The organism is Actinomadura sp. NPDC049753, assembly GCF_040674655.1.
In the GTDB taxonomy this organism is placed as follows: Bacteria; Actinomycetota; Actinomycetes; order Streptosporangiales; family Streptosporangiaceae; genus Spirillospora; species Spirillospora verrucosospora.
In genome coordinates this window covers 20,300-33,548 of the sequence record NZ_JBFARL010000084.1, presented here as the reverse complement: position 1 = coordinate 33,548, position 13,249 = coordinate 20,300, and the positions used below count along the sequence as shown (strand labels likewise).

General features: G+C 72.1%; 10 protein-coding genes and 1 pseudogene. All 11 read right to left on the bottom strand.

Annotation, left to right across the window (positions count from 1 at the left end; translation table 11 throughout):
- Positions 1 to 250: 250 nt before the first annotated feature.
- Positions 251 to 1,033 (bottom strand): annotated as a pseudogene (locus tag AB0K37_RS21995) (ATP-binding cassette domain-containing protein); the annotation flags it as partial.
- 19 nt (positions 1,034 to 1,052) lie between these two features.
- Positions 1,053 to 2,129: a substrate-binding domain-containing protein gene (locus AB0K37_RS21990; protein ID WP_363983927.1), complete on the bottom strand. Its 1,077-nt coding sequence runs from the start codon at positions 2,127 to 2,129 to the stop codon at positions 1,053 to 1,055.
- Between the two features lie 268 nt (positions 2,130 to 2,397).
- Positions 2,398 to 3,189, bottom strand: a complete 792-nt coding sequence (locus AB0K37_RS21985; RefSeq protein WP_363983925.1) for a DeoR/GlpR family DNA-binding transcription regulator — start codon at positions 3,187 to 3,189, stop codon at positions 2,398 to 2,400.
- A 70-nt stretch (positions 3,190 to 3,259) separates the two neighbouring features.
- Positions 3,260 to 3,652 (bottom strand): rhodanese-like domain-containing protein, encoded by a 393-nt coding sequence (locus tag AB0K37_RS21980; protein ID WP_363983923.1) that lies wholly within the window; start codon positions 3,650 to 3,652, stop codon positions 3,260 to 3,262.
- Positions 3,653 to 3,673: 21 nt separating this feature from the next.
- The gene (locus AB0K37_RS21975; protein WP_363983921.1) at positions 3,674 to 4,546 is read right to left on the bottom strand and encodes a Gfo/Idh/MocA family oxidoreductase; all 873 of its coding nucleotides are present in this window, start codon (positions 4,544 to 4,546) and stop codon (positions 3,674 to 3,676) included.
- Positions 4,547 to 4,624: 78 nt separating this feature from the next.
- Positions 4,625 to 5,014 carry a hypothetical protein gene (locus tag AB0K37_RS21970; RefSeq protein WP_363983919.1) on the bottom strand — a complete coding sequence of 130 codons (390 nt, stop codon included), beginning with the start codon at positions 5,012 to 5,014 and terminating at the stop codon, positions 4,625 to 4,627.
- 97 nt (positions 5,015 to 5,111) lie between these two features.
- Complete coding sequence (gene narI / locus AB0K37_RS21965; RefSeq protein WP_363983917.1) at positions 5,112 to 5,885, bottom strand: respiratory nitrate reductase subunit gamma; 774 nt, start codon at positions 5,883 to 5,885, stop codon at positions 5,112 to 5,114.
- On the bottom strand, positions 5,882 to 6,568 hold the full coding sequence (gene narJ, locus AB0K37_RS21960) for a nitrate reductase molybdenum cofactor assembly chaperone (protein ID WP_363983915.1): 687 nt from the start codon (positions 6,566 to 6,568) through the stop codon (positions 5,882 to 5,884). Before narJ ends, narI begins: the two co-directional genes overlap by 4 nt.
- Entirely contained in the window at positions 6,565 to 8,304 is a 1,740-nt protein-coding gene (gene narH / locus AB0K37_RS21955) for a nitrate reductase subunit beta (protein WP_363983913.1), read from the bottom strand. Before narH ends, narJ begins: the two co-directional genes overlap by 4 nt.
- Complete coding sequence (locus AB0K37_RS21950; RefSeq protein ID WP_363983929.1) at positions 8,304 to 11,888, bottom strand: nitrate reductase subunit alpha; 3,585 nt, start codon at positions 11,886 to 11,888, stop codon at positions 8,304 to 8,306. Before AB0K37_RS21950 ends, narH begins: the two co-directional genes overlap by 1 nt.
- 123 nt (positions 11,889 to 12,011) lie before the next feature.
- On the bottom strand, positions 12,012 to 13,247 hold the full coding sequence (locus AB0K37_RS21945; RefSeq protein WP_363983911.1) for an MFS transporter: 1,236 nt from the start codon (positions 13,245 to 13,247) through the stop codon (positions 12,012 to 12,014).
- Positions 13,248 to 13,249: the final 2 nt, after the last annotated feature.

Genomic DNA, 13,249 nt, shown 5'->3' with positions numbered 1-13,249 from the left:
CCTCCGCGTCTGGTCGAGCGTCGGGAGGGCGTGCCGGACGAGGCCCGGCTCGCCCGGCAGGCCGGTCCCGGTCTGCGGGGGCGCCATGAGGTCACTCATCGCCCGCTCCCTTCCTCGGGCCGCCCGGTGCGACCCGCTCGGGCCGGTCGCCGTCCGGCCCGTCCGCGCCGCCGTCGGCGGCGTCCTTCTCCTGCGCGGCCCCGGTGTCGCCGCCGGTCTCCGCGGGGGTGTCCCGCGCTTCGGGGCGGAGCTTGCCGGCGCGGCGGCTCACCACGTTGTCGGTCGCGCCGGTGATGGCGGCGACCAGTTCCTCGGCGGAGGTCGTCCGCGCGTCGAACACGCCGTTGTTGCGGCCGAGGCGCAGCACGGCGACGGTGTCGGCGACGGCCTGCACGTCGGCCATGTTGTGGCTGATCATGAGGACGCCGTGGCCGCGCTCCCGGAGCCGCTCGATCAGGTTGAGCACCTCGGCGGTCTGCGCGACGCCGAGCGCGGCGGTCGGCTCGTCCAGGATGATGACCTTCGGGTCGCCGAGCAGCGACCGGGCGATCGCCACCGTCTGCCGCTGCCCGCCCGACAGCGCCGCGACCGGGACCCCCACCGAGGGGATCTTCGCCGAGAGCTGGGTGAGCAGCTCGCGGGAGCGGACCTCCATCGCGACGTCGTCCAGGCGCAGCGCCCGCATCTCGCGTCCGAGGAACAGGTTCTCGATCACGTTGAGGTTCTCGCAGAGGGCGAGGTCCTGGAAGACGGTCGCGATGCCGAGCTGCTGCGCCGCGGCCGGGGTGGGGATGCTCACCTCCCGCGACTCGAAGGTGATGGTCCCCGCGTCCGGGGCGTGCACGCCCGACAGGACCTTCACCAGGGTGGACTTGCCGGCGCCGTTGTCGCCGACGAGGGCGACGACCTCGCCCGCGGCGACGTCCAGGTCGACGCCGGTGAGCGCGGCGACCGCGCCGAACGACTTGCTGACGCCGCGCAGCGACAGCAGCGGGCGCGCCGCGCCGTCGGCCGGGGTGGGCGTTGGTGACATGACGAACCTCGGGAGATCGCTACTTGAGGCCGAGCTTGGCGCAGGCGGCCGCGTACTCGGCGGTGCAGACCTTGTCGGCCTTGAGGGCGCCGTCCGGGCCGAGCAGGACCTTGCCGATGTTGTCCTGGGTGACGACGGTCGGCGTGAACAGCTCCGACGGCGTGCCGAACAGCGTCGTGTTGCCCTTGGGGGTCTCGCCCTGCACGAACTTGTAGGCCGCGTTGGCGGCGGCCTCCGCCACGATCTTGATCGGCTTGGAGATCGTGTTGTACTGGTCGCCGGCGATGATCCGCTGCGCGGCGGCGAGCTCGGCGTCGTTGCCGGTGACCGGCGGGACGTCGGTGCCGGCTGCCTTGAACGCGGCGACGGCGGCGCCGCCGGTGCCGTCGTTCGCGGCGACGACGCCCGCGATCTGGCCGCGGAACTTGCTGATCTGGCCGCTGACCCACTGCTGGGCCTTCGCGGGCTCCCAGCCGGGCGTGTCGTACTCGGCCAGCAGCTTGAAGCCGCTCGGGTCGACGGAGCTGTGGATGCCCTTCTTGATGAGGTTCGCGGCGGCGTCCGTGGGCGAGCCGTTGACCTCGAGGATGCCGCCCTCGGCCTTCTCCTGCTTGAGGTGGTCGACCAGCGACTGGCCGATCATCGCGCCGATCTTCTCGTTGTCGAAGGAGACGTAGTAGTCGGCCTTGGCCGCCGGGATGGGGCGGTCGTAGGCGATCACCTTCACGTCCCGGGACTGCGCCATCCGGACGATCGACGCCGCAGCGGCCGAGTCGACCGGGTCGATCACGATGGCCTTGACGCCCTGGGCGAGCACCGAGCTGGCCTGCTGCTGCTGCTTGGAGGCGTCGGCGCCGGCGTTCTGGTAGAGCACCGTGCAGCCGCCGCACAGCTGCTTCATCCTGGCCTTGAACAGCGGGGCGTCGTAGAGCTCGTAGCGGGTCGAGGCGATGTCGGGCATCAGGAACGCGATCTTGGCGTTCTTCGCGTCGCCGCCGCCGGACCCCGCGCTCTTGGAGGAGCACGCCGCGGCGGGGGCGAGCGCGGCGAGCGCCGCGGCGGCCGCGGCGACCGTCCTGAGGGAGGGCTTCTTCACAGAGTTCTCCTCGGGGTACGCCCGTGAAGGGGGCGATGGAGCCGATGCGGCGTCCGCGCGACCGGGGTCGGCGGCCACCGCGGGGAGAACGTAACATCACGAACGTTAGAAGTGTCAATACATGGACGTTAACTAACACGGATGATCGTGAAGAAGATCGCGTCCGGAGCCGGAAAAGCCTGGTCACAGCTCAGCATCGATCCCATGAGGGGTCTAGGCACGCACGGGTCCTGCGATGTTAGTTATAACGTCCGTGCTCACATGGAGGTCAGCGGCGCGGGCGCGGGGCGACGTCGTAGTCGACCTTGTGCTTCGCCAGCTCGGCCAGCGCCTCCGGCGCCGCCCCGTCGTCCACGACGACCCGCTCGAAGTCGCTCAGCGGCGCGACCCGGTGCAGCGCGGTGCGGCCCAGCTTCGTGTGGTCCACCAGCAGGACGTTGCGGACGGCGCTGCGCAGCATGGCCCGCTTGACGACCACGACCCGCTGCTCCTGGTGGCCGGCGTTGCCCGCCGACACCGCCGAGGTCGACACGAAGCACAGGTCGACCTGCAACGACTCGATCATCTCGACGCACGAGACGCCCATGAACGAGTTGTGCAGCGGGTCGTAGTCGCCGCCGAGCGCGATCAGCCGGATGCCCTGCACCGGGGCCAGCAGGTTCAGGCCGTCGAGGAAGTTGGTGACGATGGTCAGCGGGCCGAGGCCGGGGAGCCGCCGGGCGAGGGCGAGGGCCGTCGTCGAGTCGTCGAGCATGATCGCCATGCCGGGCTCGACCAGCTCGACCGCCCTCGCGGCGACGGCCTCCTTCTCCTCGCGCATCGTCTTGGCCCGGTAGGCGACGCTGCTCTCGAACACTCCGGACCGCTGCGCGGTGACCCCGCCGCGGTACTTGCGGACGATGCCCTGGCGCTCCAGCTCGTCCAGGTCGCGGTGGATCGTCATGAGGCTGACCCCGAACCGCTCGGCGAGCTCGGCGGCCGTCCCCGACCCCGCGGCGAGCACCGCCTCGGCGATCGCGTCCTGCCGCTGCGCGGGCCCCCGCCGCTGCCGGTCGCTCATGCCCCGCTCCTCCGTCCGGACGCCAGGCCAGAAGTTAACACCAGGAATGTTAAGAGCTCAACTCACCTGGTCACCGGTCGGCGCCTCCGGTCGTCGGCAGGCCCGCCGCGCGCCACGCCTTGAACCCGCCCACGATGTCGGTCGCGCGGGTCAGCCCGAGGTCGTGCAGGGAGGCGGCGGCGAGGCTGGAGGTGTAGCCCTCCGAGCAGAACACGATCACGCGCAGGTCGTGGCCGGTGGCCTGGGGCAGCCGGGCGTCCGAGGCCGGGTCGAAGCGCCACTCCAGGACGTTGCGCTCCACGATCAGCGCGTCCGGGATCTCGCCCTCCTCCGCGCGCTGGGCGGCCGGGCGGATGTCCACCAGCACCGCCCCGTCGCTCATCTCGGCGTGGGCCTGGTCGGGGTGGACGCGCGCGAGCCGGTCGCGCGCAGCGGCGAGGATGTCATCGATGGTGCGTGCCATGGACCAAGCATGGCAGGCAGGTCAGACCAGCTGCGCCTCGGCCGAGGCGAGCACCTCCTGGATCCGCAGGCCGTGGGCGGCGTCCAGGGCGGGGTTCGTCCCGCTCCGGACGGCGGCGGCGAACTCGGCCACCATCGTGGCGAACGCGTCGTCGCCGAGCTGCGACCAGTCGAGCCGCGCGTGGCCGCCCCTCCCGTAGACCTCGACGTGGGCGGGCGGGAGCTCCCCCGTGCCCGCCATCGACACCGACGCCTGGCTGATCGCGCCGTTCTCGTGCTCCAGTGTCAGCCCCAGCCAGCCGAGCGGGTCGCCGTGCGCGCGGACGCCGGCGACCCGGCCGAGCGCGGCGTCCAGCATGTCGACGATGTGGGGGCCGAGGTCGAGCAGCGCCCCCTTCTCCAGCCGCCACGGGGTGGCGAAGGGGCCGCCGCTCAGCACGGAGGAGACGAACGAGCCGTAGCCGCCGAACGGCTCCAGCCCGCGCGTCCGGTCCAGGAAGTCGCGTGCGGCGCGCGAGTAGCGCAGCGTGAGGACCATCTGCGAGACGACGCCGGCCTCGGCGATCGCGCCCGCGAGGCGGCGGGCGCCGTCCAGGTCCATGCCGAGGGGCTTCTCCAGCAGGACGGCCTTGCCCGCCCGGGCGGCCCGGGCGGCGAGGTCGGCCTGGACGTCCGGCGGGACGGAGAACGCCACGGCCTCGCAGGCGTCGAACAGCTCCTCGATCCGCTCGAACGATGGCGCGCCGTGCTCGCCGGCCAGCGCGGCGGACGCCTCGGGCCGCCGCGCCCACACCCCCGCGAGCCGCGTGGCCGGGCTCGCCGCCAGCGCGGGCGCGTGCACCATCCCCGCCCAGGGTCCCGCCCCGACCAGCCCCACCGCCACGGAATCGCTCATGGGACAAACCTAGACGATCTACCAGCTTCCCGGCACAACGCGCAGCGGCGGCGGGCCGGGGGCGGCGGACGGCGGGCGTCAGCCGAGCTGGACGCCGAAGAACAGCGCGAGGAGCGCGCCCAGGGCCCCGAGCGCGCCCCAGACGGCGAGCCCGGCCTTGGACTTGGCGCGGGCGTGCAGGAAAGCGGCCACGCCGGACAGCAGGACGAACACCAGCTTCACCTCCAGGGTGCGCTGGGCGGGGCCGCCGAGGTCGCCCGCGGCGATGTTCCAGCCTCCGGTGAGCACGAGGACGGCGAACGCGGGCCAGGCGATCGCGTTGAACCGGCGGGCGGCGGCCTTGGTGACGCCCTCGTAGCCGCGCAGGGCGGGCACGAGCGCGCCGAGGGTGATCTGCCCGCCGACCCAGATCGTCGCGGCGAGCACATGCAGGAAGATCCGCACGTCGGCGGTGGTGACGGCGAGCACGAGGGGCCTCCGAGGACGTACCGGGCGGGTGGTGGGACGGGTCGCCCCCGGACGTTACCGCCCGCCCCGGCGGCGTCCGGCGGCACCCCGGGGGTTCTCAGGTGGCCCGCTCCCATCCCCGGCGGGGACGGTGCATGCCGAGCTCCTCGTCGCGGCTGCGGTAGACGATGTAGGGGCGGGTCAGGTAGCCGATCGGGGCGGTGAGCATGTGCACCAGCCGGGTGAAGGGCCAGATGCCGAACAGGACGAGCGCGCTGACCGCATGGAGCTGGAACAGGACCGGCACACCGGTCATCAGGTCGGGGTCGGGCCGCAGGTAGAAGATCGACCGGAACCAGGGGGAGACCGTCTCCCGGTAGTCGTAGCCGCCGCCGACGATGTTCGCGACGACGGTCGCGGACAGGCCGAGGACGATGGTCAGCGCCAGGACGGCGTACATGAGCTTGTCGTTGCGGGTGGTGGCGGAGAACACCGGTCCGACCGTGCGGCGCCGGTAGATCAGGATCGCCAGTCCGGCCAGGGTGCAGACGCCGGCGATGGTGCCGAGCACCACGGCGACGACGTGGTACATGCCCTCGGTCACGCCGGCGGCTCGCGTCCAGGTGTCGGGGATCAGCAGCCCGCCGACGTGGCCGAGCGCCACGACGAGGATGCCGAAGTGGAACAGCGGGCTGCCGATGCGCAGCAGCCTCCGTTCGTAGAGCTGGGACGAGCGGGTCGTCCAGCCGAACTTGTCGTAGCGGTAGCGCCAGATGTGCCCGAGGACGAACACCGCCACCGCGACATAAGGCAGGGCGACCCACAGGAGGATGCCGGCGACGCCGGGATCGCCGCCGTTCTCAGCGGCGAGAACGGGCAGGTCACTGGTCACGAGCGGCCTCCAATGGCGGGATCGGGCAGGAAGACGGGCCCCATGGCGGTCGCGTCGGCGCCGTAGGGGGCGAGGCCCACCTCCTCTTCGGGCGGGCCTTCGGCGATGAGCCGGGCGACCGCCTCCTCGCCCCGGCCGGTCAGCGGCGGCAGCGTGGCCGTCACGGCGTCCAGGACGGCCTGCCACGGCGACCCTGCCTCGGTGAGGGACAGGCGCAGGAGTTCCAGGCCGGCGCGGTGCTCCAGGAGCAGCCGGCGTCCCTGCGCGAGGTCGCCGGTGGCGGCGAACTCCAGCACGACGGCCAGGTGGTCGGGCAGTTCCCCTTCGTCCAGGTCGAGCCCGGCCGCCTGGTACGCCTGCTTGAACCGCACCAGGGCCATGCCGCGCTTGCGGGTGTCCCCGTAGGCGTAGTACGTGAGGTACAGGCAGCAGCGTTTGCGGTGGTCGAACGTGGCGACGTAGTCGGCCGCCAGCTCACGCGGCGGGGTCGCGTCCAGATGGTCGAGGACGCGGCCCAGCGGATCCGCGACGGGCGGGGGCAGGCTCGCCGCGGCCCGGCGCAGCAGCGGCCGCCGCCCGAGCAGCTCCTCGTCGGGGTAGCCGAGCAGCAGCGAGGCGACCTGCCAGGCCGTGGCCAGCTCGGTGTCGGTGAGGCCGGCCTTGCGCGCGGTTTTGATCTTCACGGCTTGGGCTCCGTTTCGGCGTCGCCCGAGTCCGCGGGCGGGTTGGTGCCGTGCGGTCCCGGGCCCTCGTCCTCGCGGGCGGGGAACAGTCCGGCGGGGGTGCCCTTGCCGTCCCAGTTGAGCAGGTTGACGCGCTTGTGCTTGTCGGCCGGGTCGACCGGGTTGTCGGAGGTCTGCCGCTCCTTGAGCATGTGGAAGTTCTCCACCGCGATGGGGCTGGCCCCGCCCGACGCCTCGCCGAACGGCCCGGAGCCGCCCCCCAGGCCTGCTCCGCCCATGCCCGGTCCGCCCTCGTAGTCGAGCGCGCACTCGGTCGCCAGCTCCTCCAGGCCGTGGGCCTGCTCGGCGTGCGCGGGCGGGATCACGTAGCGCTCGTCGTACTTGGCCAGCGCCAGCAGCCGGTACATGTCGTACATCGCCTCCCCCGACATCCCGACCCCCTGGGGGATCGTCTCGTCGGGCTCTCGGCCGAGGTTGATGTCGCGCATGTAGGACCGCATCGCGGCCAGCCGCCGCAGCACGGCGTCCACCGGTGCGGTGTCCCCGGCGGTGAACAGTTCGGCGAGGTACTCGACCGGGATGCGCAGCGCGTCGATCGCGGCGAACAGGTTGCCCCGGTCCTCGGCGTCGTGGCCGGTGTCGCGGACCACGTCCACGACCGGCGACAGCGGCGGGATGTACCAGACCATCGGCATCGTCCGGTACTCCGGGTGCAGCGGCAGCGCGACCCTGTAGGTGTTGATCAGGGCGTGGATCGGGGAGCGCTGCGCGGCCTCAATCCAGTCGGCCGGGATCCCCTCCCGCTCCGCCGCGGCGATGACCGCCGGGTCGTGCGGGTCGAGGAACACCTGCCGCTGCGCCTCGTAGAGGTCGGTGTCGTCCGGGACGGAGGCGGCCTCCAGCACCTTGTCGGCGTCGTAGAGCACCAGGCCGATGTAGCGCAGCCGCCCGACGCACGTCTCGGAGCAGACGGTGGGGATGCCGACCTCGACGCGCGGGAAGCAGAACGTGCACTTCTCGGCCTTGCCGGTGCGGTGGTTGAAGTACACCTTCTTGTACGGGCAGCCCGACACGCACATCCGCCAGCCGCGGCAGCGGTCCTGGTCGACCAGCACGATGCCGTCCTCGGAGCGCTTGTAGATCGCGCCGGACGGGCAGGACGCCGCGCAGCTGGGGTTGAGGCAGTGCTCGCAGATCCGCGGCAGGTAGAACATGAAGGTCTTGTCGAACTCCATCTTCACCTTGTCGGAGATGTCCTTGAGCAGGACGTCCTTGTCGCCGTGCTCGATCGAACCGCCGAGGTCATCGTCCCAGTTCGCCGACCAGGAGACCTTCATGTCCTTGCCCGACAGGAGCGACTTCGGCCGCGCGACCGGCGTGTGCTCCTGGAGGGGCGCGTTGGTGAGGGTCTCGTAGTCGTAGGTCCAGGGCTCGTAGTAGTCGTCGATCCCGGGCAGCTTGGGGTTGGAGAAGATCGTCAGGAGTTTGCGGAGCCGGCCGCCGCCCCTGAGGGCGAGCCGGCCGCGCCGGTTCAGCGTCCAGCCGCCGCGCCAGCGCTCCTGGTCCTCGTACCGCCGGGGGTAGCCCTGCCCGGGCCGGGTCTCGACGTTGTTGAACCACACGTACTCGACACCGCTGCGGTTCGTCCACGCCTGCTTGCAGGTGACCGAGCAGGTGTGGCAGCCGATGCACTTGTCGAGGTTCATCACCATCGACATCTGCGCCATGACGCGCATTAGTACTGCACCTCCTGGGAGCGGCGGCGGATGACGGTGACCTCGTCGCGCTGGTTGCCGGTCGGGCCGAGGTAGTTGAACGCGAACGACAGCTGCGCGTACCCGCCGATGAGATGGCTCGGCTTGATCAGCAGCCGGGTCAGCGAGTTGTGGATGCCGCCGCGGCGGCCGGAGGTCTCCGAGCGCGGGACGTCGATCAGCTTGTCCTGCGCGTGGTACATGTACACCGTGCCCTCCGGCATCCGGTGCGACACGATCGCCCGGGCGACGACGACGCCGTTGCGGTTCACCGCCTCGATCCAGTCGTTGTCGCGCACGCCGATCTTCGCGGCGTCCACCCCGCTCATCCAGATCACCGGGCCGCCGCGCGACAGCGACAGCATGAAGAGGTTGTCCTGGTACTCCGAGTGGATCGACCACTTGTTGTGCGGGGTGAGGTACCGGACGGTCAGCCCGAGCTCGCCGGTCTCGCCGAGCTCGGGCTCGCCGAACAGGGCGGACATGTTGAGCGGCGGCCGGAACGTCGGCAGCTGCTCGCCCAGCTCGGCCATCCAGTCGTGGTCGAGGTAGAAGTGCTGCCGCCCGGTCAGGGTGTGCCACGGCTTGAGCCGCTCCACGTTGATCGTGAACGGCGAGTACCGGCGCCCGCCGGCCTCCGACCCCGACCATTCCGGGGAGGTGATGACGGGCACGGGACGCGCCTGGGTGTCGGCGAACGTGATCTGCTTGCCCTCGTGCTCGGCGGCCAGATCGGCCAGGCGCCGCCCGGTGCGCTTCTCCACCGCCCGGAAGCCCTGGGTGGCCAGCTGGCCGTTCGTGGTCCCGGACATCGCCAGGATCGCCTCGCAGGCGTGCACGTCCCGCCGCAGCGACGGGCGCCCGTCCGCCGGGCCTCCCCGCACCACGCCGTTCTTGTGCCTCAGGTACTCGACCGCGCCTTCCATGTCGAACGTGACGCCCTTGGTGGTCCCGCCGAGCCGCTCGGCGAGCGGACCGAGCGCGGTCATCTTCGCGGCGACGGCCGGATAGTCGCGCTCCACCGTCACCAGCTTCGGCATCGTCACGCCGGGGACGGGCTCGCATTCGCCCTCGGCCCAGTCGGCGACGCGTCCGTGCGGGGTGGCCATCTCGTCGGGGGTGTCGTGCAGCAGCGGCACGGCGACGACGTCCCTGCGGACGCCCAGATGCCGCTCGGCGAGCCGGCTGAACTGGGCGGCGATGTCCTGGAAGGCCCGCCAGTCGCTCCGGGTCTGCCACGGCGGCGCGATCGCCGGGTTGAAGGAGTGCACGAACGGATGCATGTCGGTGGTGTTGAGGTCGTGCTTCTCGTACCAGGTCGCGGCCGGCAGCACGATGTCGGAGTAGACCGTGGTGCTGGTCATCCGGAAGTCCAGCGACAGCAGCAGGTCGAGCTTCCCGGCCGGGGCCTCGTCCCGCCAGACGACCTCCTTCGGGCGCTCCTCCGGGGGCGTCTCCTCCGCCCGTACGGCGTCGGCGGCGCCGAGCAGGTGCTTGAGGAAGTACTCGTTGCCCTTGGCCGACGAGCCCAGCAGGTTGGACCGCCACACGGTCAGGACGCGGGGGTGGTTCTCCGGGGCGTCGGGGTCCTGGCTGGCGAACCGCAGCCGGCCGGCCTTCAGCTCCTCCACGATGTGCTCGCCGGCCGGCCTCCCGGCGGCCTCCGCCTCGTCGGCGAGGGTGAGCGGGTTGCGGTCGAAGGTCGGGTAGGACGGCATCCAGCCCAGCCGGGCCGCCTGCGCGATCACGTCGGCCGTGGACCGTCCGGCGAGCTGCCCGCCGCCCGTCGCCGCCGACAGGGTGCCCGCGTCGAACCGGTCGTAGCGGAACTGGTCGGAGTGCAGGTACCAGAAGGCGGTGCCGATCATCTGGCGGGGCGGGCGGGACCAGTCCAGCCCGAACGCCAGCTGCGCCCACCCGGTCACCGGGCGGCACTTCTCCTGCCCGACGTAGTGCGCCCAGCCGCCGCCGTTCACGCCCTGCCCGCCGGTCAGCGTGGTCAGCGCGAGGAACGTCCGGTAGATGGTGTCGGAGTGGAACCAGTGGTTGGTGCCCGCGCCCATGATGATCATCGACCGGCCGCGGGACTCCTCGGCGTTGGCGGCGAACTCGCGCCCGATCCGCTCCGCCGCCTGCGCGGGGACGCCGGTGATCGTCTCCTGCCAGGCCGGCGTGCCCGGCTCCGACGCGTCGTCGTACCCCGACGGCCACGACCCGGGCAGCCCGTCCCGTCCCACTCCGTACTGGGCGAGCAGCAGGTCGAACACGGTCGTGACCAGATGGCCGCCGACGTTCCGCACCGGCACGCCGCGGCGGAGCGTTCCCGGCGCGCCGTCGATGCCGTCGAACCGGGCCAGCTCCACCTCGACCGCCTCGCCGCCCTCGACCGACAGCAGCGGGTCGGCGTCGCCCAGATCCAGGTTCCACTTGCCCACGCCGGCGTCGCCGTACCGGAATCCGAGCGACCCGTTCGGGACCAGCGGATGCCCGGTGTTCGCGTCCAGGATCACGGTCTTGAACGCGGCGTGCTCGGACCCGGCCTCGGCGCCCGGCAGGTCGGCCGCGGTGAGGAACTTGCCCGGGGCGTAGGCGCCGTCGCGCTCCTCCAGCCGCACGAGGAACGGCAGGTCGCTGTAGCGCTTGACGTAGTCGGTGAAGTACGGCACCCGCCGGTCGACGAAGAACTCCCTGAGGATGACGTGCCCCATCGCCATGGCCAGGGCGCCGTCGGTGCCGGGCTGGGCGGCCAGCCACTCGTCGGCGAACTTGACGTTGTCGGCGTAGTCCGGGGACACCGCCACGACCTTCTGCCCCCGGTAGCGGGCCTCGGTCATCCAGTGCGCGTCCGGGGTGCGGGTCACCGGCAGGTTCGACCCCCACATGATCAGGTAGCCGGCGTCCCACCAGTCCCCCGACTCCGGGACGTCGGTCTGGTCGCCGAAGACCTGCGGCGAGGCCACCGGCAGGTCGGCGTACCAGTCGTAGAACGACAGCATCGTCCCGCCGACCAGCGACACGAACCGGGCGCCGGACGCGTGCGAGACCATCGACATCGCCGGGATCGGGGAGAAACCGGCGACCCGGTCGGGGCCGTACTCGGCGATCGTGTGGACGTGCGCGGCGGCGATCATCTCGGTCGCCTCGTCCCACGACGCCCGCACCAGCCCGCCCCGCCCCCGCGCGCCCTTGTAGGCGCGGGCCTTCTCCGGGTCGGAGACGACGTCGCGCCACGCGGCCACCGGGTCGCCCGTGCGGGCCTTGGCCTCCCGGTACATCTCCAGCAGGACGCCGCGCACGTACGGGTACCGGACGCGGGTCGGCGAGTAGGTGTACCAGGAGAACGACGCGCCCCGGGGGCAGCCGCGCGGTTCGTACTCGGGACGGTCCGCGCCCACCGACGGGTAGTCCGTCTGCTGCGCCTCCCAGGTGATGATGCCGTCCTTGACGTACACCTTCCAGGAGCACGACCCGGTGCAGTTCACTCCGTGCGTGGAGCGCACGACCTTGTCGTGCGACCAGCGGTCCCGGTAGAACGCGTCCGCCTGCCGCCCGCCCTTCTTGGTCATGGTCCGCAGATCGGGCGAGACCCGGGCGCGGGTGAAGTACCTCCGCGTGCTCACCAGTGCGTCTTCCAGCGGGCCGTCCAGTCCTGGCCGGCCATCGGTCGAGCTCAAGTCCGCTTCCCTTCCCTATGCGGCTTGGCGGCTCAGCACGGCGCGCCGGACGACCGTGGCGGTGAACACCGCCGCTGCCGCGGCCACGAGTGCGAGCGCCACGAGTCCTGCGGCGTACGAGCCGTAGCTTCCGTAGACGAAGCCCATCACCAGCGGGGGGACGAACCCGCCGAGGCCGCCCGCGGCGCCGACGACGCCGGTGACCGCGCCGACCTTGCTCACCGGGGTGAGCTGCGCGACCAGAGCGAACGTCGCGCCGCTGCCGGCGCCGAGCGCGGCGGCCATGGCGAGGAACGCGATCGTCCCGAGCGGCATCAGCGGCGGCGCGAACGCCTGCGCCGCCGCGCCGGCCACCGTCACCGCCAGGGCCACCGTCATCACCCGGGTGGCGCCGACCCGGTCCGACAGCCATCCGCCGAGCGGGCGCATCACGACGGCCAGCAGGACGAATCCCGCCATCCGGTTCGCGGCGTCCGACTGCGACAGCCCGTACTGCGTCTTCAGATACGTGGGCAGGTAGACCGAGAACGCGACGTAGCCGCCGAAGGCCACCGCGTAGAGCGCCGACATCTGCCACGTCACGCCCATCCGGGCCGTCGCGGCGAGCCGTTTCGCGAGCGGTTCGGTCGGCGCCGTCCGCCCGGGGGCCTCCCGCAGGACGAGCCACGCGGCCGCCGCGTACACGGCGAGCAGCACGGCCAGCACCACGAACGGGAACTCCATCCCGTACCTGTCGACCTCCTTGACGGTCGTCAGCGCGCTGATCGCGGTGCCGCCCATCCCGGCGCCGAAGATCCCGACCGCGAGCCCGCGCCGCCGGGGCGGGAACCATGCGTTGACGAAGGGGACCCCGACCGCGAAGGTCGTGCCGGCGATGCCGAGGAAGAACCCGCCCACGAGCAGCGACGCCAGCGAGGAGTGCCCGGCCAGGCCCAGGTAGAGGACGGGCACGATGGTGAACAGGGACACCGCGGGGAACATCACCCGGCCGCCGAACCGGTCGGTCAGCGCGCCGACGGGGATGCGTCCCACCGAGCCGACGACCACGGGCACGGCCACGAGCAGGGACTGCTCGAACGACGACAGCTCCAGCGAGTCCTTGAACCGCGGGCCCAAGGGGCTCAGCAGCGCCCACGCCCAGAAGTTCACCGCGAACCCGATCGTGGCGACCGCCAGCATGACCATCGGCCGCCCGCCGACCGCCCCGGCGTCTGCGGGGGCCTCGTCCTCCGCCCGACGTGTCCCAGTCACCG

What these genes read in the sequence shown, in the direction of transcription:
- AB0K37_RS21985 (WP_363983925.1), bottom strand. Translation starts at nt 3,189, where the DNA reads ATGAGCGACCGGCAGCGGCGGGGGCCCGCGCAGCGGCAGGACGCGATC.
- AB0K37_RS21980 (WP_363983923.1), bottom strand. Translation starts at nt 3,652, where the DNA reads ATGGCACGCACCATCGATGACATCCTCGCCGCTGCGCGCGACCGGCTC.
- AB0K37_RS21975 (WP_363983921.1), bottom strand. Translation starts at nt 4,546, where the DNA reads ATGAGCGATTCCGTGGCGGTGGGGCTGGTCGGGGCGGGACCCTGGGCG.
- narH (WP_363983913.1), bottom strand. Translation starts at nt 8,304, where the DNA reads ATGCGCGTCATGGCGCAGATGTCGATGGTGATGAACCTCGACAAGTGC.
- AB0K37_RS21950 (WP_363983929.1), bottom strand. Translation starts at nt 11,888, where the DNA reads ATGACCAAGAAGGGCGGGCGGCAGGCGGACGCGTTCTACCGGGACCGC.